Source organism: Pseudomonas sp. R151218B TE3479 (genome assembly GCF_053629195.1).
This window is the reverse complement of record NZ_JBRJHV010000001.1, coordinates 4,932,865-4,956,921: the sequence shown is the minus strand read 5'-3', so window position 1 is coordinate 4,956,921 and position 24,057 is coordinate 4,932,865. Positions and strand designations below refer to the sequence as shown.

Here is a 24,057-nt window from a genome sequence, read left to right as displayed (position 1 = left end):
CGGGTATCAGTTCGTGCAGCCGTTGCCGATCAGGCTGTATTCAAGAACGTGGGTTTCACCTTGGGAATCGCGATAGGTCATTTGCACTGGCGTCGGACCGCAGACATCGGCGGGGGTGGTGATATTCAACACCTGGGCGATATCCAGATGCATGCCGTAGGCATAGGAAACGACCTCCGCAGGTGCGGTGGATGGTTGGGCATGGGCCGACAGCGAGGCGGTCAGCGACAGGGCCAGAAACAGGAATTTTTTCATGAGTCATGCTCCACGCAAGAATGAGTAGTGAGTTCAAATCAGCAATAAGTTGTTTGCAGCGAAGCCTCAGATTCGCCTGGGGCCAGCGGGACGATCAGAACGGACGCAGGGGCAGGAACTTGCCGTCCAGTGTGATCACCGCACGCGAGCCGCCTTCAGGGTCTTCGACTTTCTTGATGTCGAGCTTGAAGTTGATCGCGCTGATGATGCCGTCGCCGAACTGCTCATGAACCAGGGCCTTGAGGGTGGTGCCGTAGATCTGGATCATTTCGTAGAAGCGATAGATCGTCGGATCGGTCGGCACGCCAGCGAGGCTGCCGCGCAGGGGAATGATCTGCAGACGGGCGACCGAATCAGCGGTCAGGTCGAGCTTCTCGCCAATCACCTTGGCCGCGTGTTCCGGCAATGGATGCTGGCCGAGCAGGGCGGCGGTAACGTAGGCAAGGCTCAGGCCGGTGCCATCGGCCAAGTCCTGCCAGGACAGGTGCTGGCGCGCCTTGGCATCCAGCACTTCGGTGGTCAGGGCCAGGCTGATGTCGTTGTAGGCGTGGGACTGTTGCATGGCGTAGCTCCTATCGATTTGGATCGGGTTGATGTCGCTTGGTTGAAGCCATCATCTGCCGCTTTAGCTATAGCGTCCAAGACCGATATGCAATGCAATGTATTGGTGTTGCCTATGGGTTGGGGCCCATGTTGTCGAGGGATAAATCCTGTAATTGTTGACCTGTACTAATCTGTTGGCAGGCACGGTAGAAGTAGTCATTTAACTAGCCAGCAGAGATATCACGAATGACGAATCATGAAACCGATGTCGGCAGAGCCAATGAGGCCGACCTGGACGGGATCCTGGCGCTTCAGGCCGCGAATCAGATGGCCCGCGGCGGCTCGCTTTCTGCGAGCCTGCCAAGGGCCCGTGTGGCAGCGATGATGCAGGAAATGCCTCTGATTGTTGCGCGTCGAGAGGGTCGTATCACCGGTTTCCTGATGACTACTACGCGGGCGATGAATGCCGACCTGCCGATCGTACAAGCGATGTTCGCCGCTTATCATGGAGCGCCGGATGCCTATGTCTATGGCCCGATTTGCGTGGGCGAGGCGGAGCGTGGCAAGGGTTTGGCCCAGCGAATGTTCGCGCAGCTCCGGCGACTTGAGCGGGGGCGTGAAGGTATTCTTTTCATACGCAAGGACAATGAACCCTCGCTCCGTGCGCATTTGAAAATGGGTATGAAAGAAGTTGCTTCCTTTCCATTCAACGGGTTCGATTTTGCCGTTTACTCGTACATCGGTTAGACACGGAAAGCACCGATAGTCGATCACCTGAGCGGCAGAAAGAGCGCGGTAATGCCTTGATCGCTTCGCCGTTAGGCACGATGGGTTGGTCCCCGCACATAAATCCAGGCGATAGTGTTCCGATGGCGTAGTGCGCGGGTCGGCGTGAAAGACTTGTATCACATCTTGGCCGGCGACTTGATCAGCCGGCCAGTCCCCAGGAAATAAAACGCACCACCGGCCACAACGAAGAGGGTGAGCATGTAGAAGATGTAGTGAGGCGGCTGCGTTGCCAATACGACGCCACACAGCACCGGCCCGGAGGCAGCGCCGAGGTTGCCAAGATTTTGCGCGGCGTAGTACATGCCTCGCAGGTGGTCGGGCGCGATGGTGTCGATGAACATGTATTCAGCGGGAAAGACGATGATCTCTCCGACGGTGAACACCGCCATGGCGATTACCCAGAGCACGAGAGTATCGGCCACGGCGAAGCCGGCCAATCCGAGGATGAACAAGCTCAGCCCCGCCGCCAGCCACAGGTTCAGATAAAGGTGGGAAATCTTTCGGCCAATGGCGTACTGCAGGCTGATCACCATCAGCGCATTGGTCGTCACAATGGCACTGATGATGCGGTAGGTGAACTCCGCGGTTGTCGTGACCACCAGGTACTGTGAGAGATAAGCCGTGAATTGGCCGAAGACCACTGCGCTGAGCAGACCCCCGAGGGTAAAACACACTAAGCGGTAATCCTGGAGCAGAAGCTTGCCCACGGCCAAAAAGGGCGCGGGTTTGTGGCTCGTATCGACGACCGCCAGGCCTCTGTCGCCCCAGACGAAATAGACCAGGCAGAACCCGGCACCCAGCATGCCGGACAACAGGAAGGGCAAGCTGGTGTCCAGCTTGGCCATTCCCGCTCCAAGAAACGGCCCAACGGCATAGCCGATGTTGGTCAGTGTGTATTTGATCGAGAACGCTTCGCTGCGTTTGGCGAGGGCAAGCAAGCTGCCGAATCCTGCCTTGACCGCGACATCGATGACGGCATAAGCCAGGTTGATCAGCACCAGGCAGCTATAGAACAGCCAGAGTTCGCGCGCCAGAAACGTCCCGAGGAACCCCGCCGTAAACAGCCCGCTGAACACCAGGACGAGCCGATGGCTGGACATATTGTCCACCAGGAAGCCCCCATAGAGGCTCAACAGGGAGCCGATGATCAACGTGCTGCCGATTACCAGGCCGAGGTCGGCAACGTTCAATCCAAAGCTGTCCGACAGGTAGATGACCAGGTAGGGCAGTGTGATTGCCCGGGCCAATGTCAGGATGAGTGACGCTGAAAGCAGCAAATTGACTGACGAGGGATAGCTTTTAAGGGTGGCAAGCATCCGTGCCTCATATGACCGAAAATGTTGATAAGGGCCGCGTCGTCTCGTGGACGGATACGCAGCGGTCAAGCTTACTGAGGAATCCAGTTCTGATTTATGATGTTTTTTCTAGTAATGATTGAATTCAGTTCATGAATAAAGGATCTCCATGTTTTCCTCGGAACGATTGAAGGGCCTCGATGTGTTTGTCTGTGTCGCCGAATCCGGTAGCTTCAAAACGGCCGCTGAGCGGATGAGCCTTACCGGTTCGGCGATCAGCAAAAGCGTTGCTCGCCTGGAAAGCCGGCTCGGGGTTCGATTGTTCGAACGTACGACTCGACGTGTTTCGCTGACCGATGCAGGAAGCGCCTTTCTTCGCACCTGCACAGGTGTGCTTGCAGATCTCGAAGAGGCCGAGCTGTCGCTACAGGCTGAAAGCACCGAGCCCCGTGGCAGGGTTCGGATCGACCTTCCCGGTGCTTTTGGCCGTTCCCAGGTGCTGCCTATCGTCTTGCGGTGCGTGGAGGAGTACCCGCACCTGGTACCTCACCTTTCGTTCTCCGATGGTTTCATCGACGCTGTGCAGGAGGGCGTGGACATCGTTATCCGTTTGGGAGGCGCGCAGGTTTGGCCGGATACGCTGGGCCATCGTTACCTTGGCAGCGAATGGCATATTTTCTGTGCATCGCCTGCGTATCTGGCCAGGCATGGCACGCCCCTGACTGACCTTGATCTCAAGCAGCACCAATGCATCGCCTACGGTTGGCGGGATGGAAATATCAGCCCTTGGAATTTTGCCGGACGCCACCGGAGCGAAACGGTCAGGAAACAGGTATCGCCAAGACTGGTCGTCGGCGATGGCGAGGGTTTGATCATCGCGGCGTTGGCCGGTTGCGGTATTGCGCAGTTACCTTCCTGGTTGGTGCGCCGACAACTGGAGGACGGGACCTTGGTTGAAGTCCTGCCTCAGCTGGCAACCGATGGGTTGGCGATCAACCTTGCCTGGCAGAAAAGCCGTGAGAAGCTTCCCAAGGTGGCTGCCGTGTTGGAAGCATTGACGGCCAATTTACTGTGTCGCCTGTGAGCGGCGAAGGGACGTTGAGTTCCAGCGTACGCTGCCACAGGAATCATCGCGCTGCCAAGTTCCGGTTGTTAAGGCTCACGCCCGCAGGCTTGATGCCTGGCCTGCCGCGCTTCGATGCCAACGACCAGCCAGATGCCGATCCCGGACACCGCCATCCCCACCGCCATCTGCCAGGAAAGCGGCTCGTCGAACATGGCCCAGGCCCAGAGCATCGTGATGGGCGGGCTGAGGTACAGGACACTGGCGACGCGGGTGGCGGTTGCGCGGCGCAGGCACAACCAGTAGAGGCCGTAGCCGCCCATGGTCGACAGGCCCGCGGTCCACAACACGCTCAGTGCAAAGCCTGTGCTGGGCAGCGGGGCCAGGCTGCCATGGGCGCCCTCGACCAGCGCGAAGGCCAGGCCCGACACGCAACACTGCAGCCACAGGTTGGGCAGCAGGCCCAGCGATTGTTCGGCGGGTAGGTATTTCTGCCACAGGGTCGCGACGGCGAGCGAGAACATGCCAAGCAGCGGTAGGCCATAGGCCCACAAGGGCGCATTGCCCCACGCCAGTGCGCCCTGGGTCACCAGCATGACGCCGAGCAGGCCGATGAGCAGCCCCGTCCAGACCTGCCAGGCCAGTCGTTGCCGGAGTACGCCAGCGGCCAGCAGCGCCATGCCCATCGGCAGCAGGTCGGCGACCAGCGCGGCCAAGCCCGCCGGCACGCCCAGGGCAATGCCTTGGGTGATGCCGCCCAGGTAGCCCGCCATCGCCAGGAGGCCGATGCCGGCGTTCTTCAACAGTGCGACGAGCGAGGTCCGGCGTAGTGACCTGGCGACGAAGGGAAACAGGACGAGCGTGACCACGACACACCGCCAGAAGACCACCAGCAGGGCCGGCGCGTAATCGATGGAAAAGCGCGCGCCGACGAAGCCCGAGCTCCACGACACCAGCAATGCCGCTTCGAGCAACGGCAATGGAATCAGCCAGTACCAGGCGGGCCGGGGAAGGGAAGTGCAGGTCATCGCTTTATTCGGGTTCATGACCACAGGCTACGAAACCCGGCTAATCTAATAAATCAAAATGTAATGCATCAGTTATTCACGAAGATTGAATCATGACGGCCATACTCGATATCGACTTGATACGTACTTTTCATGCGGTGGCGCGGATCGGAAAATTCAGTGCGGCGGCAGACCAACTGCACAAAAGCCCGGCGGCGGTCAGCGTGCATATCCAGCGTTTGGAAGCAGTCGCTGGCGGGCGGTTGCTCAACCGGGACAACCAATCGGTATCCCTCACCGCGTTGGGCCAGCGTTTGCTCGTGGCGACGACGGAGCTGCTGAGCACCCACGACCGGGTACTGGCCGACCTGCACGGAACCCGTTTGGCGGGACGTATCACCTTGGGGGTGCCGGATGAGTACGCAGACCATGTGATCCGCGACATCCTCCCGACCTTCGCCGCCGCGTGGCCCAACGTGGTGCTGGAGCTCAAGACTGCGCCAAGCTATGCGCTACGCGACCTGGTGCAGCGCGGCAAGCTCCAGGCGGCAGTTATTGCCCAGCCGAAGGGGCAGGCGAATGCAGAGGTGCAAGTGCTGGTGTCCACCACGCCGGTCTGGGTCGGCCCGGCCCACACGACGGCGGCTTCGATGGAGCCGCTGCCGCTGGCGGTGCATGCGGCGCAATGCCCTTATCGGCAAGCGATGATGGAGTCCCTCAGGCAAAGCGGGCGCAAGACCCGCATCGTCCTGGAAAGCCCCTCCAACCAAGCCATCAAGGCCTGCGTAGAGGCCGGGTTGGCGATCAGCCTGATAGACCGTGGGCGGGTGACGGATGCCATGCGGATCCTCGAAGGCCTGCCGGTGATCGCGGAGCATGAGGTGGTGTTCATGCGAGCCCAGGCGTCACGCGACGACGAAGCCGTGAGCCTGCTGGCCCGTGCCATGCAGCAGTATTTCCGGCTGTAGGCATGGCGCCGGGGGCCGCTGCGCAGCCCAGCGGGAGCGAGCTCCCTCGCCACGGTTGCTTGCTCGGCTGGGTGATCGTGTGGATCATTCAAGCGCCACCCTCGCCAAAATGGCCCTCAGGTATTGCACCTGTGGGCTTTTGTGGCGAGGGCGCTTGCTCCTGCCGGGCTGCGCAGCAGCCCCCATGATCGGGTCAAGCCGACAATGGCGGTGTCCGCGGTGGAACCCGGCGCTTGGAGCCAATCGACTCGAACGCCGACGCCAGTTGCAACAGCCTCGAATCGTCATAGGCACGCCCGGCGAATGTCAGCCCGACGGGCATGCCGATGTCCGCCATGACGCCCATTGGCACGGTGACAGTGGGTACGCCCAAGTGGCGGATGGCGAGGTTGCCGTTGGCGACCCAGACCCCGTTGCTCCAGGCGATATCGGCAGATTCCGGATTGATATCCGCATCCGCCGGTCCGACGTCGGCGACGGTCGGGAAGATCACCGCATCCAGGCCCAGCCGTTCCATCCAGTCTTCCAGGTCGATCCGGCGTGTCGCTTCAAGCCCCCGCAACCCGTCGGGCAGCGTCGGGATCTGGTCCCAGGGCGTAATGCCGCGCTGGGCCATCTTCACATACTCATCCATGCCGGCGGCGAGATCGTCCTCCCGGTTGGGCAGGGTGCCCGGGTCGTGGGGGAAGATCTTCGGTCCGTCGACGTCGGCCAGGCGATTCAATTTCGGGTCACCGTTGGCCCGCAGGAAGTCATCGAATGCCCAGGCCGACAGGTCCCACAACTCATGGTGCAGGAACTCCTTGGAAACCAGGCCGCGGGTGAACACCGTCGGTGCGCCGGGACGATCGCCCTCGCAGTTGGAGACCAGCGGGAAATCCACCTCGATCACTTCGGCGCCACAGGCTTCCAGAGCCTTGCGGGCTTGCTCCCAAAGGTCGATCACCGAGGCGCGGGTGACGATTCGCTGCCCGGTCGGGCCGCCGATGCCGGGGGCCTCGGCGGTGCCGGCTTCAGGGTCCGCATTGATGTACATCCGTGGCACGCCGAACCGAATGCCGGCCAGCGCCCGCGGGTTGCTGGCAAGGCTTGGATACGAGGCGGGACGAACCGACTCGACGCTCGGAATCGGCACCCAGGGTTGCAGCCGCCACAGGTCGCCACGGGTGTCCGGGTCCTCGGCGACCACCACGTCCAGCACTTCGAGCAGGTCGGCCATGGTCCTGGCGAAGGGCACGACGACGTCCATCGTCGGCGTCAACGGCCAGTTGCCCCGCACCGAAATCACTCCACGCGACGGCGTGTAGGCGCACAGGCCGTTGTTCGACGCCGGGCCGCGTCCGCTCGACCAGGTTTCTTCGGCAAGGCCGAACGCGGCGAAACTGGCGGCGGTTGCCGTGCCTGCCCCGTTCGAGGAGCCGGAGGCAAAGGGCGCGGTGAGGTAGTCGCCGTTGTACGGGCTTTCCGCACGGCCATACACCCCGCGCTGCATCCCGCCATTGGCCATGGGCGGCATGTTGGTCTTGCCCAGGCAGATGGCCCCGGCGGCGCGCAGTCGTTCGATGGTGAACGCATCGCGATAGGCCACCAGGTCCTTGAACGCCGGGCTTCCGGAGGCGGCGGTAAGCCCTTTGACCAGATAACTGTCCTTGGCCGTATAGGGAATGCCGTCGAGTGGGCCGAGGGTCTGGCCACTGGCCCGACGGGCATCGGAGGCCTGCGCTTCCTTCAGCGCATCCGGATTGCGCACCACCACGGCGTTGAGGGCCGTGGGTGTGTCGGGACCGTCGTAGGCATCGATCCTGGCGAGGTAGGCCTGGACAAGCGCTACCGCTGTGGTCTGCCCCGATTCCAGCGCGGCGCGCAGTTGGGCAATGGAGACTTCGGTGATGTCGATCATGCAGTTACCGCCGCAGTGGAAGGATGACGGGGTGTGCGGGTCCATTGACGTTGGGGCCTGGCACTTCGGGTCATCTGAAGGTGGATATTTATCGGGTTTTTCCTACTGTACTACGGAAGAACGATCAAGGGCAGTCCCGTTTTACCGGACGTCTTCTAGCGTGTAGAAAAATTTCCCATCTCAATATCTCGTTAAGAAACGGCTTAGGCAGGATCAACGGTCAGCGCTGCGCCTCAGCGGCCCCGTCGATTTTCCACCACCGTGAACAGCATCATGCCGGCCAGCATAGCCAAGGCGAAGACGACGGCTTGCCAGTGCCCTGTCAGAAGGGTTGCCACGGCAGGGCCTGGGCAGATACCGGCGATGCCCCAGCCGATGCCGAACACCAGGGCGCCGCCGATCAGGCGCTTGTCCAGTTCACGCTTGGCTGGCAGTTGCATGGGGCGGCCCAGCAGCGAGTGGCTGCGCTGGCGTGCCCAGGTCAACGGGACGATGGCAGTGCCAATCGCGCCAATCATGACCAGGGCCAGGGACGGATCCCAGGCGCCGGCCAGGTCCAGGAACGCCAGCACCTTGCTCGGATTGGTCATGCCCGCCAGGAGCAGGCCGAAGCCGAACAACAACCCGGCCATGAATGCGCTCAGTTTGAGCATGTTCAAATCCCCAGCCAGTGACGCAAGACAAACACCGTGGCGAAACCGCTGAGCATGAAGCAAGCGGTGGCAACCATCGAGCGCGGCGAAAGGCGGGACAGGCCGCACACGCCATGACCGCTTGTGCAACCTGAACCGTAGCGGGTGCCGATGCCCACCAACAGGCCGGCGATGATGAGGCCGGCCGCGCCGCCATGGAACTCAATCGCTGGAAGGCTGGCAAACACCCCCCAGAGAAGTGGCGCAACGAGCAGGCCGAGGAGAAACAGCGCTTTCTCACCGAGGCCTTCAGCGCCTCGTTGCAGAAGACTGCCGATCAGGCCGCTGACGCCGGCGATACGCCCATTGGCGACAACGTACAGGCCGGCCGCCAGGCCGATCAGCATGCCGCCGGCCAAGGACGACCAAGGTGTGAAGTTGAACCAGTCGATGTGCATGAGTCTTTCCCCAGCCTGCGAGTGTCCGGTGGCTGAACCGATGCTTTGAGCTGACTTGCTGCGGCGCAATCACCCACACCGCTGTACGGCAGCTTGTACAGCAGCCCTTCCACGGTGCTACCGATCAGCTTGTCCAGGCCACTGTAGCGCACGCGCCCCATGACAATGACATCAATCAACGTCAGAACGGCCCCAGCTTGAGCGGGTACTCGATGACGATATACAGCCGGTCGATGTCATTGCCGCCCTGGCTGCTGTTGGCGCGATGGGTGACATGGGACAGTTGCAACGACAGGTCCTTGGCCGGGCCTGACTGCACGATGTAGTGCAGGTCCAGGTCGCGCTCCCAATGGCGCCCGCCAGCACCTTGTTGCGGGCTGTAAGTGTCTGTGTCGCTATCGAACGGATTGTAGGCGCCGCCTTGGGGGGCATGGCTGCCGTCGATCCCGCGTCCAGTCACATAGCGGGCCATGAAGCTCAGGCCGGGGATGCCCAAGGTGCCCAGGTCAAGGTCGTAGCGCGCTTGCCACGAGCGCTCGCCGGGGCCGTTGAAGTCGGCATATTTGATCGAGTTGGCCAGGTAGATGGAGTCGCCGCCGACGAAATCGAAGGGCGTGTCGCCGTTGATTTTCTGATAGGCCAGGGTGAACGCCTGGGCATTGAGCCGATACTTGCCACTCAGGCTATAGGCCGTGGTGTCGATGGCCCCGGCGTTGGCCTTGCCGTAGTCGCGGGTGTGATACAGGTTGCCGTCAAGGAACAGTTCGCCAAGGGTGGTATGCAGGTTCGCATAGTACTGGCGCCAGGTATCGCTCAGTTCGGAGGCGTAGAGCGCGCCGCCCAGGGCTTGCCCGGTAAACAGGTCGGCGCCGATGAAGTCGATGGCGCTGTTGCGCGTCGTCGCGCCATACCCGGAAAAATCACCCTTGCTGGTCGAGGCGTCCTGATTCTTGAACGCACTGAAGTGGCCCGCCTGCAGGTCGACCCCGTTGAATTCGCGGCTGGAGAGCAGCAGGCCGCTGGCATATTCGGGTTGTAGGCGTTTGTCTGCGGTATCGAATACCGGGCTCTGCACGGTCATTTCCCCGACCGCCAGGGTGGTGCGTGAGGTGTTGAATTTCAGCGCGCCGCCCGCACTGGAGTAACGCTCCTCGCTTCGCCCGTTCTCATCCAGCGGCAATAATCCCGTTCCGGAATGCCCCTTGCCACCGTCCAGTTTCAACCCCAGGAACCCGTGGGCATCGATGCCTACGCCGATCGTGCCGGGGGTGAAACCGGACTCGAACGAGGCGATGAAGCCCTGGGCCCATTCCTGTTTGTAGCTTTTGCCTGCTGGGGTCGGGGCGCGATAGTCATTGTTGAGGTAAAAGTTGCGGCTGAGGACTTCCAGCGTCGCCCCGTCGAGAAAGCCAGATGTGCTTTGCGCGAGTTCCGCTGCCATCGCCGGTGCGGCGCTACTGGTGATCAGGGCAAGCAGCCAGAGCGGCTTCAGGGCGGCAATTGAGTGGTGGGGTGCAGGCAACATGCTTCGTTTCCATGTGAAATTGGGCGGGCAAGGGGGGCTTTTGCGCCAATGACAGGTCACCGGTGCTTGTTTTACGCGTTGGCGAAAACAGGTCTGGGCAGAGGGCTTCATTCTTGGGCGTGGGGCGCGAGCGTGCGAGTTAAACGTTGTTAATTGCGGGCGGCTGTGTTGTTGGATTCACCATTCGTCAACGAGACACCCTGGCACTTCTTGACAGCCATCGAACCTGGGTAAATACTCGCTGCTCATATTCATATATATGACTAGATAACAAGGTGAATAAGGTCAATGAGCTCTCTCTCCAGCGATGTCCGTCTGCCGCTTTACCAACGTTTGCGCGACCAATTGGCTGAGCAGATCGCCAATAACCGCTGGCGCCCGGGGGAGGCGATTCCGACCGAGGCCGCCCTTTCAGCGGAGTACCAGTTGTCGACCGGCACAGTGCGCAAGGCCATCGATGCGCTGGTCAGCGAGGGCATCCTGGAGCGCCAGCAGGGGCGCGGTACTTTCATTCGCCGGCCGCAGTTTCAATCGTCGTTGTTCCGTTTCTTCCGTTTTCAAAGCGCTTCTGGTGAACGTCGGGTTCCCGAGAGCCGGATCTTGTCCGTGGAACCGGTGGTCGCGCCTTCGGCGGTGGCCCAGGCGCTGGGGTTGCCGGTAGATGCGTCGGTGATTCGCCTGGTACGGGTGCGTCTGCTGGAGGTGAAGCCAGTGCTCGCCGAGGAAATCTGGTTACCCCGTAGCCGCTTCCAGGCCTTGCTCGAAATCGATCTGAGTCAAAAGGGCCCGTTGCTTTACCCCATTTATGAAGAGGTTTGCGGCCAGGTCGTCGCCTATGCCGAAGAAACCCTCACCGCCGAATCGGTGAACGAGGTGCACGCAAGGTTGCTGCAGGTGCCGGTCAATAGCCCGGTGGTGGTGATCGAGCGCCTGGCGCGGGACTACGCGGGCAATCCCCTGGAGTGGCGACGCTCTCGCGGGCATGCCGAGCACTTCCGCTACAGGGTGGAAATTCGCTGACCCGACCCGGCTAGCGGCGAGTCGGTCGCCGCTGTCCTTACCGTTTTGTTTGTCATGACTGGCCCTGTAGCGGCGCGGTTCGCTCTCGGCTGCCTTTCGTTCCACTTACAAGGATAAGAATCATGTTCAGTTGGTATCGCCAAGTCACTGCGCGGGAGCGTAAAACGTTTTGGGCCTGTTTCGGCGGATGGTCGCTCGACGCCTTGGAAGTACAGATGTTCGGCCTGGCGATACCGGCGTTGATCGCCGCGTTCGCCCTGACCAAGGGCGATGCCGGGCTGGTCAGCGGCGTGACCCTGGTCACTTCGGCCATTGGCGGCTGGGTCGGCGGGACGCTGTCGGACCGCTACGGTCGGGTGCGCACGCTGCAATGGATGATCTTGTGGTTTTCGTTCTTCACCTTCCTGTCGGCGTTCGTCACCGGCTTCCACCAGTTGTTGATCGTCAAGGCGCTGCAAGGCTTCGGGATTGGCGGGGAATGGGCCGCCGGCGCGGTATTGATGGCCGAGACCATCAACCCCAAGTACCGCGGCAAGGTCATGGGCACGGTGCAAAGCGCCTGGGCGGTGGGTTGGGGGCTGGCGGTCGGCGTCTTCACGCTGATCTACTCCCTCGTTCCGCAGGACATGGCCTGGCGGGTGATGTTTGTCGTGGGCCTGCTGCCGTCATTCCTGATCATCTGGGTACGACGCAACGTTGAAGAGCCCGACAGTTTCCAGCGCCTGAAAAAAGACAACGTCATCCCGCAAAGTTTCTTCAAGTCCCTGGGCGGTATCTTTTGCCCCGAGTTGATTCGCGTGACCTTGTTTGGCGGGTTGCTGGGGCTCGGGGCGCACGGTGGTTACCACGCGGTGATGACCTGGCTGCCGACCTTCCTCAAGACCGAGCGCAATCTGTCGGTGCTCAACTCCGGCGGCTACCTGGCGGTGATCATCTTCGCCTTCTGGTGTGGTTGCGTGGTCAGCGGCTTGTTGATCGATCGCATTGGTCGTCGGAAAAACATCGTGTTGTTCGCGCTGTGCTGCGTAGTCACCGTGCAGTGTTATGTGTTCCTGCCGTTGACCAACACCCAGATGCTGTTCCTGGGGTTCCCGCTCGGTTTCTTCGCGGCCGGTATTCCGGCGAGCCTCGGGGCGTTTTTCAACGAGTTGTACCCGGCGGATGTGCGCGGCGCCGGTGTGGGGTTCTGCTACAACTTCGGCCGGGTGCTCTCGGCGGTGTTCCCGTTCCTGGTCGGCCACATGAGCGATTCCATGTCCTTGGGCTCGGCCATTGGCATCGACGCCGGGATTGCCTACGGCGTGGCGGTGGTCGCGGCGTTGTGCCTGCCGGAAACCCGCGGCCGCAGCCTGGAGGCCACTGCGGCATCGGCGCCTGTGGTTGAGCCTGACAGCCAGAGCGCCCGGGCCTGATTTCCCTTATTGTCGATAGATGAGACCCATGGTTGATACCTGTACCAAACCGATGACCGGCATTGACTGCCACGCCCACGTGTTCAGTCGTGAGCTGGAACTGGCCGCTGTCCGGCGCTACACACCCGACTATGACGCCACGCTCGCTCAATACCTGGATCACTTGCACGTCCATGGCTTGAGTCATGGCGTGTTAGTGCAGCCGAGTTTTCTCGGCACCGATAACCGCTACCTGCTGGCCGCACTACGGCAAGCGCCGGAGCAGTTGCGCGGGGTCGTGGTGGTGGAGCGAGACGTCAGCCGAGCCGAGCTGGAGGACATGGCCCGGTTGGGCGTGGTCGGTGTGCGCTTGAACCTGATGGGCAAAGCCTTGCCTGATTTTCGTGACGCCGTCTGGCGCGGCTTTTTGGGCCACATCGCGGAACTGGACTGGCATGTGGAGTTGCATGCCAACCTGGTGGATTTGCCGGGGTTGATGGCTCAGCTGTTGCCATTGGGCATCAAGTTGGTGGTCGATCATTTCGGCCGCCCGGATGCGCGGTCGGGGCTGGATCAACCTGGCTTCGCCCAATTGATGGCGCTGGGGCAGGGCGGGCAGGTGTGGATGAAGGTGTCCGGCATCTATCGATTGGGCGCAACGGCCCCGCGCAACCTTGAATTCGCCCGCGCCTCGTTGGCGGAGCTGGAACGCAATTTCGGTCCCGAACGCCTGGTGTGGGGCAGCGATTGGCCGCACACTCAGCATGAAGCGCAGGTCGGCTTCGAGACGGTCATGGGGCAGTTGCGCGCGTTGGAATGTTCGGCGTCGCTGATGCATGCGTTAATGATCCAGACACCCCAGGCGCTCTTCAAGTTTTGAGGCGCGAAGGTGTTGGCGTCGAGTTTTGCTGAACTCGTTCGATGAATAGGGATCTAGACTCCATTGAAGCCCTGCGAACAGTCGCCGTATCGGCCTTTAAAAGGGATTTCTGCGAGCTGGAACCACTGACCCAGGCGATGTACTGGGGCGAAGGACAGCGAGGGTGTTTCAGCCAGGCGGTTTGAGGATGACTGATGTCGAACATTGAAGAGCTACCCACGCAAACCCATGCGCCGAGCGAATACGAAAGCTTGATCGCAATGGGAACGAGCGCGCTCGATGCCATTCCCGGTGCGGTGTACCTCTGCGATCACCAGGGCTGGCTCGTGCGGTACAACAGCGAGGCGGCCGAGCTGTGGGGAAGGGCTCCAGCACTTGGAGAGAACGGCGACCGTTTTTGCGGCGCCCATCGATTGTTCCTGGCCGCTGGCACGCCGCTGGCATTCGAACACTGCCCGACGGCCTCGGCGCTCAATACAGGCATTGCGCCGCGCAACCAGGAAGTGATTATCCAACGCCCGGATGGCTCGCGGTTCGTGGCGCTGATGAACATCCGGGTCCTCCGGGATCACTGGGGCGTCATTCAAGGAGTGATCAACTGTTTCCAGGATGTTTCGGCGCACCATGCCATGGCCGAGGAGCTTCGGCGCAAGAGTGCCGACCTGGAAGACTTTTTCGAAAACAGCGCCGTGGGCCTGCATATCGTCAGTGGCGAGGGCATCATCCTGCGCGCCAACAAGGCGGAGCTGGCGCTGCTGGGGTATCCGGCAGAGGAATACATCGGGCGGCACATCACCGAGTTTCATGTCGACGAACCGGTTATCGGCGATATCCTCACCAAGCTGAGCAGTGGTGACTGCCTGGAGAGTTATCCGGCGCGGCTGAGGGCCAAAGACGGCTCGATCAAGCATGTCACCATCACTTCGAACGGGCGCTTCGAGGACGGAAAGCTTTTCAACACCCGTTGCTTCACCATCGACAGGAGCTGTGTCCACGCGGCCGAGGCGGCACGCCAGGACAGCGATGATCGGCTTTCAGCGACCTACGAGGCGGTGACCGTCGGGATTTCCGAGGCCGATATCGACGGTCGCTTGCTCCGGGTGAACGACGCCCTGTGCAACATGCTGGGCCGGTCGCGGGAGGAACTCCTCTCGATGACATTCCTGGACTACACCCACCCAGACTGCATCGCGCAGGATGCGGAGTTGTACGCCCGCCAGGTGGCCGGTGAACTGGATAACTACGTGTTGCGCAAGCGCGCCCTGAAGCCCGATGGCGAGGTGGTCTACCTCGACATCCACAGCTCGTCGGTGAGGGACGCCAACGGCACGTTTCGTTATGGCGTGCGGGTGCTGCAGGACGTCACGCTGGCACGGCGGATGGAAAACCAGATCCGCGAAAGCGAACGGCACATGCGCAATCTGCTCGAAGCATTGCCTGCCGCGGTGTACACCACCGACGCCGAAGGGCGCATCACGTTCTACAATCGCGCCGCTGTCGAACTGTCGGGGCGCACCCCGCAGTTGGGCGACATGTGGTGTGTGACCTGGAAGCTGTTCAACACGGACGGCACCGCGCTTGCCCACGATCAATGCCCGATGGCGGTGGCGCTGAAGGAAAACCGGCCGATACGCGGCGTCGAGGCCATCGCAGAGCGGCCGGACGGCAGCCATGTACCGTTCACGCCGTTTCCCACGCCTTTGCATGACGCTGATGGAAACCTGGTGGGCGCCATCAACATGCTGGTCGATATTTCCGAACGAAAACAGGCGGAGAACCGGCAGAAAACGCTGATCGATGAGCTCAATCACCGGGTCAAGAACACCCTGGCCACGGTGCAATCGCTGGCGGCCCAGACCGCGCGCAATGCCGAGGATGCGAAGGACGGCTACAGGCGTTTCGAAGCCAGGCTGTTGGCATTGTCGCGTGCACACGACCTCTTGACCAAGCGCCATTGGGGGCAGACGCCACTCGACACCCTGGCCCATGAAGTGCTGCTGCCGGTCTTTGGGCATGAGCCTGGCCGTGTCGTGATCGAGGGCGCTTGCGTGGACGTCGGCACCCGCGTGGCGCTCAACCTGACGATGACCCTCAATGAATTGGCGATCAATGCGCTCAAGTACGGGGCCATGTCGGTCGAGACGGGGACGCTTGCTGTCACCTGGCACTTGCAGACCCAAGCGGACGGAACATGGCTGACCCTCGACTGGCAGGAGCGTGGAGGGCCGCTGGTATCCCCGCCGGAACGGGAAGGGCTGGGTTCGCGCCTGATGAAGCGCTGCATCGAGCGCGACCTGGGTGGCACGTTTGACCTCACCTATGCCCCACAGGGCGTTTGCTGCCGCTTTTCGTTCCTGATTGGAGCGCACGGGGCATGAGCCCATTGGCTGGAACCCGGGTGCTGGTCGTCGAAGACGAAGGCGCGATTGCCCTGTTGATCGAGGAAATGCTGGAAGAATTCGGATGCGAAGTGGTGGCTTCGGTCGCCCGGCTCGCCGCTGCATGTGACATCGCCGGCTCGGTGCAGGCGGACCTGGCGATCCTGGACGTCAACCTGGCCGGCGAGCGTGTGTTCCCGGTGGCCGATATTCTTCGCAGTCGCCAGATCCCCTTTCTATTCAGCACCGGATACGGCGCCAGCGGGCTGCCGGCCGAGTACGCCGCGCGGCCGGTTCTGCACAAGCCGTTTTCGGAAAGTGAATTGCAGCAGAAAATGGCCGTGACGCTGAAGGAGGCCCGCGAAAGCGCCCCGACCTTCAGCCCTGATGCCCACTGACTCGCCGCCATCGCGAGCAAGCTCGCTCCCACAATGGCCGGCGGCGAACTGTTATTGAGTGCCCCCCACAAATCCCCTGTGGGAGCGAGCTTGCTCGCGATAGCGGTCCCGGCCTCCAGCACCGATACCAACGGAACGACACCCTCCCCAGCAAGCACAGCGCTGACGTTCAAGCAGGCCTCTACGAGACGTTGCCGCTGGACTGTGCTAAATCTCTTACCGGCAACCTACGTCTCCAAACCCATTCAAGGAGTGAACATGAGTCTCCACGGTCATTACGATCCGCAGAACATCTTTGCGCTGATCCTTCGCGGCGATGCGCCGTGCTACAAGATTTACGAAGACACCGATGTGCTGGCCTTCCTGGATATCTTTCCTCAATCGCGCGGCCATGTCCTGGTCATCCCCAAAGCCTCCCAGGCACGCAACATCCTCGAAGTCGAGCCCGCTGTCCTGGGCGCGATGATGTCTGCCGTACAGCGCCTGACGCGCATCATCGTGGACGAGTTGCAGCCGGACGGGGTCCAGGTTGCGCAGTTCAATGGCGCCGTGGCCGGGCAAACGGTGTTTCACATTCACATGCACATCATTCCTCGCTGGGAAGGTGAAGAGCCGGGTGTGCATGGCCGGGGCAAGGCCGATCCCGAGGAACTGGAAAAACTCCAGGCTCGCCTGGTCGAGCGCATTCGCTCAGGGGCCTGACGCCGAGCAAGATCCTGCGAAGGGGCACGGGCCGTATCAGTTCCCGTGCCCCTGGTTGCTGCGGATCAACTCGATCAGGTTCGAGCCAGGTAAGCCTGGTCTCAAGCCCGGTCCCGGGTGCCTGTCAGCGTGTCATCCTTGATGTCGTTGGCAAACTTGCACATGAGCCGTACCAGGTTCGCTATATCCGCTTCATCCCATGTGGCAAAAATGGCTCGCCCTATCCGTGCACGCGCCTCGTCGATGCGATCGGTCATCGCCTTGCCTTTTGGCGTGATGACCGACTTGCGTACCCGGCGGTCGGCGGTACTTTCCTGGCGAGTGACCAACTCCAGGCTCTCGAGTTTCGACACCTGCCGACTGACCGTGGTGTAGTCGCGCCCGACGCGATCGGCCAATTCACCGACACCGATCGGGCCAAGCCGCTCCACCGAGACCAGCAACGGAAACAGGGCGCGATCCAGGGATATTCCGGCTTCCCGAACCATGGCTTCGTCGCGCTGGGGTCGGTTCATCACCCCGACGATTTCCATCAGGGCCCCGTGAAGCTCGCGAAGTTGGGCATTAATATGTGCGTTCTGCACATTTTCTGTTGACACTGTTCCCGCTCCATCTTAAATATGTGCGTATTGCACATATATGGGGTCGTCATGAAAGAGCAATCCGAAATCCAGGTATTGATTTGCGGTGCGGGCGCGGCCGGTCTGGCGATGGCCATCGAGTTGGCGAGGAGGGGAGTTCCCTTTCGCCTGATCGAAAAGGCAGACCAGCCGTTCAACGGCTCGCGCGGCAAGGGCATACAGCCCAGGACCCAGGAAATATTCGAGGACATGGGAATCCTCGACCGAATCGTCGCAGTGGGAGGAGTCTACCCGACTGTGCGTCGATATCGCGACGACGGCAGTTTCACCGATGCTGTCAGCATCGAGCAAAACTCCCCCACGCCAGCGGAGCCTCATCAGTCGCCGTTGATGGTGCCGCAATGGCTGACGGAACAGGTCATGCGCGAACGTCTGCTCGAATTGGGCCACCGGCCGGAGTTTGGTTGCGAACTGGTGGGGTTCGAACAGGATGCCGATGGCGTCGGTGCCCGACTGGCCGGTAAGGCCGGTGAGGAAACGCTCCGGGTGCGCTGGCTCGTCGGGGCCGATGGCGGCCGCAGTTTCATCCGACATGCGTTGGGTATTGGCTTTCCGGGCGAGACGCTGGGCATTCGCGCCGTTGTGGCCGATGTCCTGGCAACGGGCCTGTCGCGGGATCGTTGGCATCGTTTTGGCGACGGCGACATGCAGGGTCAGATGTTTTTGTGCCCCTTGGCCGGGACCGACCTGTTCCAGATCCAGGCGCCGATTGGCCTAGACGTTGAAATCGACCTGGATGCGCAAGCGCTGACGGCCCTGGTCGCACAGCGCACTGGTCGCGAGGACATCCATATCCAATCGGTGTCCTGGGCATCGGCCTACACCATGAACGCACGGTTGGCCGATCAATACCGGGTCGGCCGAACGTTTCTCATCGGCGATGCCGCACACATCCATCCACCCACAGGCGGCCAAGGCCTTAACACCAGCGTGCAGGATGCCTACAACCTGGGCTGGAAGCTGGCGGCGGTGGTCAATGGCGCGCCGGCGATGCTGCTCGACAGTTACGAACAAGAACGCCGCCCGGTCGCCGCGGCGATGTTGGGCCTTTCCACCAAACTGCTGGGCGCGCACCAGCGTGGCGACATGCGCCGTGGGCGGGAGGTGCACCAACTCGACATTGGCTATCCCGACTCCACGCTCGCTCTTGAGCAACCCAACCGCACATGCGGCCCATTGGCCGGTGATCGTGCGCCGGACGCGCCAGTGCGCGGGGTGGCGGGTATGCCACAACGGTTGTTCGATCTGTTCCGGGGGGCGCACTGGACACTGCTCGGCTATGGCACGAAGCGCGGTGCAGTGCGTCCTCGCCAAGGGCTGCACATTCATGTCGTCGGCCCGGACGGCGATATCCAGGATGATCAAGGACATTTTCGTGACGCCTACCAACCCGCGTTGGGGGATTGGGTTCTCGTTCGTCCCGACGGGTACATCGGTGCGTTCGTATCTGGTTGGGAGGGTGAGGCGCTTGAGCGCTATCTCGAAAGGGTAGGGCTGGCCCTCGTCGAGTTGGACGGGCTTATCGAGGGGATTTCAGGGGTATGAGGTCCAAGAATCAGCCCGACCGCTGAGCCTGCAAGCGCAGGGTGCACAACCACATCCAAGGTTGTGCACCTCACCACAAGACCGATCAACAATGGGCTACCAAATCCCTTGCCAACCGCTACCATTGCGCGCAGACCTCCCGACGCCCCTGGACATTCACTTTCATGAAATTGCGCCTGCTGACCGCTGCCTTGTTTTTCACCTGTACCCTGACTCACGCCGCTGAATCGAAACCTGTGCCGAAAGCCCTGGAAGCACAGATCGGGCACTTGGTCGCGCTCATCAAGGACAGCTATGCCACCGGCTACCCAGAAGCGACGCTGGTGCAGACGCTGGACACTGGCGAGGACAGCCAGGTCACCCTCGCGGTCTTCACCATCGAGGGTTTCGGTATGGGCAACAACTACAGCCAATACCTGGCGGCCTTTACGCCCGAAGAAAACGAAGAAGGCGTGCCGCACTACAGCCTGTTGGATGTTATGCGCATCGGGGGCGACAGCTGGCGTGCCATCGACAAACTGGATGCCAGGCTGGTCAGCGACCCGACGGGTGAGCAGACCCTGATCGATATTCCTGTGATGGAAAATACCGATGACGATGCGCCGAACTTCCCGAGCAGGGCTGCTGTGATTCACCTATCGCTGGAGGGGGCACAGTCGCTGCGATTGGTCGAGAAAAGGTAAGTCGCGTTGTCCCCCGGGCCATCCACGCTCATACCTGATCCATCGCCTCGCCCACCCACCGATCCTCACCCAGGAACCCGCCACTTTGATGGTGCCACAGCCGCGCATAGATACCGTTCTTGGCGAGCAATTCGGTGTGGGTGCCCTGTTCGATGATGCGTCCATCATCCATGACGATCAGTCGATCCATTGCCGCAATCGTGGACAGCCGATGGGCGATGGCGATGACGGTTTTGCCCTGCATCATTTCATCGAGGCTTTCCTGGATGGCCACTTCGACTTCCGAATCCAGCGCGCTGGTCGCCTCGTCAAGGAGCAGGATCGGGGCATTCTTGAGCATCACTCGGGCAATCGAGATGCGCTGGCGCTGGCCGCCCGACAGCTTGATGCCGCGCTCGCCTACCAAGGTGTCGTAGCCGGTGTGGCCCTGGCGGTCGCTCAGTTGGCTGATGAACTCATCGGCCTGGGCATTGGCCGCGGCACGGCGGATTTGTGCGTCGCTGGCATCGGGTCGGCCATAGGCGATGTTGTCGCGAATGGAGCGGTGCAGCAGGGACGTATCCTGGGTGACCATGCCGATGGCGCTGCGCAGGCTGTCTTGCGTCACGTGCGCAATGTCTTGCCCGTCAATGCGGATCTGCCCGCTGTCGACATCATAGAAGCGCAGCAGCAAGTTGATGAGCGTGGATTTGCCCGCGCCGGAGCGGCCCACCAGGCCGATTTTCTCGCCTGGGCGAATGTCCAGGCTCAAGCCATCGAGCACCTGGCGTTCGCCATTGTAGTTGAAGCTCACATTGTCGAAGGTGACCGCTCCGCCGGAGGTCACCAGCACCCCCGCGTCCGGCGCATCCTGCACCTTGGGACCGCGGGTAAGGGTGGCCATGCCATCCTGCACGGTGCCGATGCTCTCGAACAGCGAGGTCATTTGCCACATGATCCAGTGCGACATGCCGTTGATACGCAACGCCATGGCGGTGATCGCCGCCACGGCACCGGCGCCGACGTCGCCCTGGTGCCACAGCCAAAGGGCATAACCGCCTGCCGCCATGATCAACCCCACCACCAACGCCTGGTTGACGATCTCGAATTGGCTGACCAGACGCATCTGGCGAAAGCCGGTCTGTTTGAAATCCTCCATGGCCGCGCGGGCGAAGTGCGCTTCACGATTGGAGTGGGAGAACAGCTTCACGGTCGTGATGTTGGTGTAGGCGTCCGAGATACGTCCGGTCATCGAAGAGCGCGCATTGGCCTGTTCCTGTCCGACTTTCCCCAGGCGGGGCACGAAGTAGAGCATGGCCAGCCCGAACAGCACGATCCAGGCCACGAAAGGCAGCATCAGTTTCAGGGCGAAGCCACCGGCCAATGCGATGATCGCGATGAAATACACGCCGATTCCGGGGGCGATCTCGATCAGTGTGAACAGCACGTCACGCACGGCCAGCGCAGTCTGCATCACCTTGGTGGTGACCCGGCCAGAGAACTCGTCGGAAAAAAACGACAGGCTTTGCCGCAGCATCAGGCGGTGAAAGTCCCAACGCAGCCGCAACGGCAGATTGATCGCCAATACCTGGTGCTGCACCATGGTACGCAACGCTACCAGCCCGATGCTGGCCAGCATGACGAGGCCCATGCCCCACAGCACGCGACTTTCCTGTGCCGCCGCCTCACCGCCGGCCTGCCAGGTCGAGAGCAGGTCCACGACTTGGCCGAGGAAGGAAAACAGCCAGGCTTCATAGATCGACACACCGGCGCTGAGCAGCGCAAACGCGAGGATATAACCGCGGGCGCCCCGTGTGCAGGCCCAGAGAAACCGAGCCAGGCCTTCGGGCGGCGGCGGTACCTCGTCGGGCGGGAAAGGGTCGAGCCTTTGTTCAAATACGCGAAGCATGGGGGTCTCCGAAACGATCGATTGGGGATTCTGTCACTAAAGGCTGCTTTGAGGGTTATGTGGCACCACGACCACCGGTGGTACTGGCACTCTCAGGTAGTCTCTTTGGCGACGGCAAAGTTCGAAGCATTTGGGGGGCATCACTGCGCACTCAACTCCCACAACACATCCAGCACATGTTGCGTAGGCTGCTCGATATCCTGACTGCGGTGGGCGATACCCAGTTGACGCCACAACAAGGGCTTTAATGGCCGCATGACGATCCGGGTATCGGGCAATGGCGTGGAGGCCTCATGGGGCAACAGCGTCGCACCATATCCAGCCGCCACCAGGCTTTTGATCGCCTCGTTGTAGTTCAGTTGAATGCGCGGCACAGGCTGTCGGCCGTCACTGGCGAACCACTCCGACGTCAAGCGCGAAAGGCGAGTGGTGGTGTCATTCAAAATCAACGGCTGAGCGGACAGCCAACCGGGTGTCACGGTATCCGGGCATTCCCAGCGAGCCGGCAAGAAGGCCATGACCGGGTCCCGTCGCCACGGCTCGACCCGCAAGCCTTTCACCGGCGACTGCGGCAGCGCGACCAGACCGATCTCCAAGGAGCCCTCGGCAAGCTTCTTCAAGGTTTCCTGGGAGGTGAGCACCGCGACCTGCACATCGATAGCGGGGTGGCGATGGCTCAACGTTTCCAAGGCGTTCGGCAGCAACTGTGCGATGGCCCCGGTGGAGGCGCCTAGCCGCACACGTCCGGCCAATCCTTGTACCTGACGCTCCACGTCCTCAAGCGCTTGCTCCGCATCCGCCAACAGGCGCCGCGCCCGCTCCACCAGAGTGCTCCCTATTGCTGAAGGCTGAACGCGCCCACGTGTGCGCGACAAGAGCTTGCCGCCCACTCGCGACTCCAGGTCGGCGATATGCAGGCTGACAGTGGGTGGCGCAAGGTGTAGCACACGCGCGGCTTCGGCAAACGATCCCAGGTCGGCAATCGCCACCAACGTGCGCAGCCGGTCCAGGCTGATTTCCCGCATATGTGAGCCCTTGTTCAGAAAAGCTGAATCTCAGCGTTAATAAATTCAACTTTTCCTATCTTAGCGCCTAGCTGAACATTGGAGTCCTGAATTTCAATGTTCGAGAGCATGCCATGGCAAATCCCCTAGTATTCATCGATGGCGACCAAGGCACCACCGGGTTGCAAATCCATCAACGCCTGCGCGACCGGAGCGATCTGCGGCTTCTTACCCTCAGCGCCGAATATCGCAAGGATCCGCAGCGCCGCGCTGAAGCCATCAATCACTGCGACATCGCAATTCTTTGCTTGCCCGACCCGGCTGCGCTCGACGCGGTAGCGAGCATCAAAAACCCGGCCGTACGTGTGATCGATGCAAGTTCCGCGCACCGTACCCATCCAGACTGGGTCTACGGTTTCGCGCAGATGAGTTCGCAGCAGGCCAGGCGAATCGCCACGGCGCGGCGGGTCAGCAATCCCGGTTGCTATCCTACGGGAGCAATAGGGCTGCTACGCCCGCTGCTGGAGGCTGGACTGCTGCCCACGGACTACCCGATGAATATTTACGCCGTGTCGGGCTATTCCGGAAAAGGGCGTGCTGGCGTACAAGAATATGAGGAGGAGGGCGCATCGCAGGCGTCGGCGTTTCAGGTTTATGGGCTGGGACTGGCACACAAGCATATTCCGGAGATCCAGCAGCAAAGCGGTCTGACGGAACGGCCGATGTTTGTGCCGGCTTATGGCGCTTTTCGGCAGGGGATCGTGCTGACCATACCTGTGCAAACCCGGTTGTTGGCGCCTGGCGTGAGCGCGGTGCAGTTGCATGCGTGTCTGACCCAGCACTACGCCGATGCGCGCCATGTACACGTGATGTCGATGCAGGAAGCTAAAGAGTTGACGTCCCTTGATCCTCAAGCGCTTAACGGGACAGATGATTTGCGATTGTCGGTGTTTGAGAGCGATGAGACTGGGCAGGTTTTGCTGGCTGCGGTATTTGACAATCTTGGTAAGGGCGCCGCTGGCGCGGCGGTACAGAATCTGGACCTGATGCTGGCAGGCGCATGACCGCGCCAATCAGCGTGATGCTCTGACT

General features: G+C 61.4%; 23 protein-coding genes and 1 pseudogene. 12 read left to right on the top strand and 12 right to left on the bottom strand.

Features of this window, described 5'->3' with window-relative positions; translation table 11 throughout:
* Positions 1-6: 6 nt before the first annotated feature.
* Together AB7M32_RS21105 and cynS are read right to left on the bottom strand one after the other, a co-directional pair.
* Positions 7-255: a DUF2790 domain-containing protein gene (locus AB7M32_RS21105; RefSeq protein WP_454251232.1), complete on the bottom strand. Its 249-nt coding sequence runs from the start codon at positions 253-255 to the stop codon at positions 7-9.
* Positions 256-349: 94 nt separating this feature from the next.
* On the bottom strand, positions 350-817 hold the full coding sequence (gene cynS / locus AB7M32_RS21100) for a cyanase (protein ID WP_336073217.1): 468 nt from the start codon (positions 815-817) through the stop codon (positions 350-352).
* Positions 818-1,044: 227 nt separating this feature from the next.
* Between cynS and AB7M32_RS21095 the strand changes: the two genes are divergently transcribed.
* Entirely contained in the window at positions 1,045-1,545 is a 501-nt protein-coding gene (locus tag AB7M32_RS21095) for an N-acetyltransferase family protein (RefSeq protein WP_454251231.1), read from the top strand.
* Between the two features lie 158 nt (positions 1,546-1,703).
* Here AB7M32_RS21095 and AB7M32_RS21090 read toward each other — a convergent pair whose 3' ends face one another.
* Positions 1,704-2,903 carry an MFS transporter gene (locus AB7M32_RS21090; RefSeq protein WP_454252182.1) on the bottom strand — a complete coding sequence of 400 codons (1,200 nt, stop codon included), beginning with the start codon at positions 2,901-2,903 and terminating at the stop codon, positions 1,704-1,706.
* Between the two features lie 148 nt (positions 2,904-3,051).
* On the opposite strand from AB7M32_RS21090, the gene AB7M32_RS21085 reads away from it, so the two are divergent.
* Positions 3,052-3,966 (top strand): LysR substrate-binding domain-containing protein, encoded by a 915-nt coding sequence (locus tag AB7M32_RS21085; RefSeq protein WP_454251230.1) that lies wholly within the window; start codon positions 3,052-3,054, stop codon positions 3,964-3,966.
* 68 nt (positions 3,967-4,034) lie between these two features.
* Here AB7M32_RS21085 and AB7M32_RS21080 read toward each other — a convergent pair whose 3' ends face one another.
* Complete coding sequence (locus AB7M32_RS21080; RefSeq protein WP_454251229.1) at positions 4,035-4,973, bottom strand: DMT family transporter; 939 nt, start codon at positions 4,971-4,973, stop codon at positions 4,035-4,037.
* A 92-nt stretch (positions 4,974-5,065) separates the two neighbouring features.
* Here AB7M32_RS21080 and AB7M32_RS21075 point away from each other — a divergent pair, with 92 nt between their 5' ends.
* Complete coding sequence (locus tag AB7M32_RS21075; RefSeq protein ID WP_454251228.1) at positions 5,066-5,920, top strand: LysR family transcriptional regulator; 855 nt, start codon at positions 5,066-5,068, stop codon at positions 5,918-5,920.
* A gap of 193 nt (positions 5,921-6,113) precedes the next feature.
* On the opposite strand, the gene AB7M32_RS21070 is transcribed toward AB7M32_RS21075, so the two are convergent.
* The 5 genes and pseudogenes from AB7M32_RS21070 to AB7M32_RS21050 all read right to left on the bottom strand — a co-directional run bounded on the left by AB7M32_RS21070 (position 6,114) and on the right by AB7M32_RS21050 (position 10,435).
* Entirely contained in the window at positions 6,114-7,820 is a 1,707-nt protein-coding gene (locus AB7M32_RS21070; protein ID WP_454252181.1) for an amidase, read from the bottom strand.
* Positions 7,821-8,053: 233 nt separating this feature from the next.
* A complete protein-coding gene (locus tag AB7M32_RS21065) occupies positions 8,054-8,473 on the bottom strand; it encodes a DUF6691 family protein (RefSeq protein WP_454251227.1) in 420 nt (139 codons plus the stop codon).
* Between the two features lie 2 nt (positions 8,474-8,475).
* Positions 8,476-8,910, bottom strand: a complete 435-nt coding sequence (locus AB7M32_RS21060; RefSeq protein WP_454251226.1) for a YeeE/YedE family protein — start codon at positions 8,908-8,910, stop codon at positions 8,476-8,478.
* A 52-nt stretch (positions 8,911-8,962) separates the two neighbouring features.
* Positions 8,963-9,086 (bottom strand): annotated as a pseudogene (locus AB7M32_RS21055) (universal stress protein); the annotation flags it as partial.
* Positions 9,087-9,091: 5 nt separating this feature from the next.
* Positions 9,092-10,435 (bottom strand): OprD family porin, encoded by a 1,344-nt coding sequence (locus AB7M32_RS21050; protein WP_454251225.1) that lies wholly within the window; start codon positions 10,433-10,435, stop codon positions 9,092-9,094.
* A gap of 288 nt (positions 10,436-10,723) precedes the next feature.
* Here AB7M32_RS21050 and AB7M32_RS21045 point away from each other — a divergent pair, with 288 nt between their 5' ends.
* From AB7M32_RS21045 to AB7M32_RS21020, 6 genes are all read left to right on the top strand, one after another.
* On the top strand, positions 10,724-11,455 hold the full coding sequence (locus AB7M32_RS21045; protein WP_454251224.1) for a GntR family transcriptional regulator: 732 nt from the start codon (positions 10,724-10,726) through the stop codon (positions 11,453-11,455).
* Between the two features lie 122 nt (positions 11,456-11,577).
* Complete coding sequence (locus AB7M32_RS21040) at positions 11,578-12,867, top strand: MFS transporter (RefSeq protein WP_454251223.1); 1,290 nt, start codon at positions 11,578-11,580, stop codon at positions 12,865-12,867.
* Positions 12,868-12,895: 28 nt separating this feature from the next.
* Positions 12,896-13,726, top strand: a complete 831-nt coding sequence (locus AB7M32_RS21035; protein WP_454251222.1) for an amidohydrolase family protein — start codon at positions 12,896-12,898, stop codon at positions 13,724-13,726.
* 194 nt (positions 13,727-13,920) lie between these two features.
* Complete coding sequence (locus tag AB7M32_RS21030; RefSeq protein ID WP_454251221.1) at positions 13,921-16,104, top strand: PAS domain-containing sensor histidine kinase; 2,184 nt, start codon at positions 13,921-13,923, stop codon at positions 16,102-16,104.
* The gene (locus AB7M32_RS21025) at positions 16,101-16,502 is read left to right on the top strand and encodes a response regulator (protein ID WP_454251220.1); all 402 of its coding nucleotides are present in this window, start codon (positions 16,101-16,103) and stop codon (positions 16,500-16,502) included. The genes AB7M32_RS21030 and AB7M32_RS21025 overlap by 4 nt, the downstream gene beginning before the upstream one ends.
* Positions 16,503-16,760: 258 nt before the next feature.
* Positions 16,761-17,204 carry an HIT family protein gene (locus AB7M32_RS21020; protein ID WP_454251219.1) on the top strand — a complete coding sequence of 148 codons (444 nt, stop codon included), beginning with the start codon at positions 16,761-16,763 and terminating at the stop codon, positions 17,202-17,204.
* 101 nt (positions 17,205-17,305) lie between these two features.
* Here the strand turns inward: AB7M32_RS21020 and AB7M32_RS21015 are convergent, their stop codons facing one another.
* Positions 17,306-17,803: a MarR family winged helix-turn-helix transcriptional regulator gene (locus AB7M32_RS21015; RefSeq protein ID WP_454251218.1), complete on the bottom strand. Its 498-nt coding sequence runs from the start codon at positions 17,801-17,803 to the stop codon at positions 17,306-17,308.
* A 51-nt stretch (positions 17,804-17,854) separates the two neighbouring features.
* On the opposite strand from AB7M32_RS21015, the gene AB7M32_RS21010 reads away from it, so the two are divergent.
* On the top strand, positions 17,855-19,390 hold the full coding sequence (locus tag AB7M32_RS21010; RefSeq protein ID WP_454251217.1) for an FAD-dependent oxidoreductase: 1,536 nt from the start codon (positions 17,855-17,857) through the stop codon (positions 19,388-19,390).
* Positions 19,391-19,554: 164 nt separating this feature from the next.
* Complete coding sequence (locus AB7M32_RS21005) at positions 19,555-20,073, top strand: hypothetical protein (protein WP_092165224.1); 519 nt, start codon at positions 19,555-19,557, stop codon at positions 20,071-20,073.
* Positions 20,074-20,101: 28 nt separating this feature from the next.
* On the opposite strand, the gene AB7M32_RS21000 is transcribed toward AB7M32_RS21005, so the two are convergent.
* The gene (locus tag AB7M32_RS21000) at positions 20,102-21,961 is read right to left on the bottom strand and encodes an ABC transporter ATP-binding protein (RefSeq protein ID WP_454251216.1); all 1,860 of its coding nucleotides are present in this window, start codon (positions 21,959-21,961) and stop codon (positions 20,102-20,104) included.
* Between the two features lie 140 nt (positions 21,962-22,101).
* On the bottom strand, positions 22,102-22,986 hold the full coding sequence (locus tag AB7M32_RS20995; protein WP_454251215.1) for a LysR family transcriptional regulator: 885 nt from the start codon (positions 22,984-22,986) through the stop codon (positions 22,102-22,104).
* Between the two features lie 113 nt (positions 22,987-23,099).
* On the opposite strand from AB7M32_RS20995, the gene argC reads away from it, so the two are divergent.
* Positions 23,100-24,029, top strand: a complete 930-nt coding sequence (gene argC / locus AB7M32_RS20990; RefSeq protein WP_454251214.1) for an N-acetyl-gamma-glutamyl-phosphate reductase — start codon at positions 23,100-23,102, stop codon at positions 24,027-24,029.
* The last annotated feature ends 28 nt before the right edge of the window (positions 24,030-24,057 follow it).

Coding starts and splice junctions, on each gene's coding strand:
- AB7M32_RS21030 (WP_454251221.1), top strand. CDS start 13,921: ATGTCGAACATTGAAGAGCTACCCACGCAAACCCATGCGCCGAGCGAA.
- AB7M32_RS21000 (WP_454251216.1), bottom strand. CDS start 21,961: ATGCTTCGCGTATTTGAACAAAGGCTCGACCCTTTCCCGCCCGACGAG.
- AB7M32_RS21105 (WP_454251232.1), bottom strand. CDS start 255: ATGAAAAAATTCCTGTTTCTGGCCCTGTCGCTGACCGCCTCGCTGTCG.
- AB7M32_RS21060 (WP_454251226.1), bottom strand. CDS start 8,910: ATGCACATCGACTGGTTCAACTTCACACCTTGGTCGTCCTTGGCCGGC.
- AB7M32_RS21050 (WP_454251225.1), bottom strand. CDS start 10,435: ATGTTGCCTGCACCCCACCACTCAATTGCCGCCCTGAAGCCGCTCTGG.
- AB7M32_RS21090 (WP_454252182.1), bottom strand. CDS start 2,903: ATGCTTGCCACCCTTAAAAGCTATCCCTCGTCAGTCAATTTGCTGCTT.
- AB7M32_RS21010 (WP_454251217.1), top strand. CDS start 17,855: ATGAAAGAGCAATCCGAAATCCAGGTATTGATTTGCGGTGCGGGCGCG.
- argC (WP_454251214.1), top strand. CDS start 23,100: ATGGCAAATCCCCTAGTATTCATCGATGGCGACCAAGGCACCACCGGG.
- AB7M32_RS21075 (WP_454251228.1), top strand. CDS start 5,066: ATGACGGCCATACTCGATATCGACTTGATACGTACTTTTCATGCGGTG.
- AB7M32_RS21065 (WP_454251227.1), bottom strand. CDS start 8,473: ATGCTCAAACTGAGCGCATTCATGGCCGGGTTGTTGTTCGGCTTCGGC.
- AB7M32_RS21080 (WP_454251229.1), bottom strand. CDS start 4,973: ATGACCTGCACTTCCCTTCCCCGGCCCGCCTGGTACTGGCTGATTCCA.
- AB7M32_RS21020 (WP_454251219.1), top strand. CDS start 16,761: ATGAGTCTCCACGGTCATTACGATCCGCAGAACATCTTTGCGCTGATC.
- AB7M32_RS21070 (WP_454252181.1), bottom strand. CDS start 7,820: ATGATCGACATCACCGAAGTCTCCATTGCCCAACTGCGCGCCGCGCTG.
- AB7M32_RS20995 (WP_454251215.1), bottom strand. CDS start 22,986: ATGCGGGAAATCAGCCTGGACCGGCTGCGCACGTTGGTGGCGATTGCC.
- AB7M32_RS21035 (WP_454251222.1), top strand. CDS start 12,896: ATGGTTGATACCTGTACCAAACCGATGACCGGCATTGACTGCCACGCC.
- AB7M32_RS21085 (WP_454251230.1), top strand. CDS start 3,052: ATGTTTTCCTCGGAACGATTGAAGGGCCTCGATGTGTTTGTCTGTGTC.
- AB7M32_RS21040 (WP_454251223.1), top strand. CDS start 11,578: ATGTTCAGTTGGTATCGCCAAGTCACTGCGCGGGAGCGTAAAACGTTT.
- AB7M32_RS21045 (WP_454251224.1), top strand. CDS start 10,724: ATGAGCTCTCTCTCCAGCGATGTCCGTCTGCCGCTTTACCAACGTTTG.
- AB7M32_RS21005 (WP_092165224.1), top strand. CDS start 19,555: ATGAAATTGCGCCTGCTGACCGCTGCCTTGTTTTTCACCTGTACCCTG.
- AB7M32_RS21095 (WP_454251231.1), top strand. CDS start 1,045: ATGACGAATCATGAAACCGATGTCGGCAGAGCCAATGAGGCCGACCTG.
- AB7M32_RS21025 (WP_454251220.1), top strand. CDS start 16,101: ATGAGCCCATTGGCTGGAACCCGGGTGCTGGTCGTCGAAGACGAAGGC.
- cynS (WP_336073217.1), bottom strand. CDS start 817: ATGCAACAGTCCCACGCCTACAACGACATCAGCCTGGCCCTGACCACC.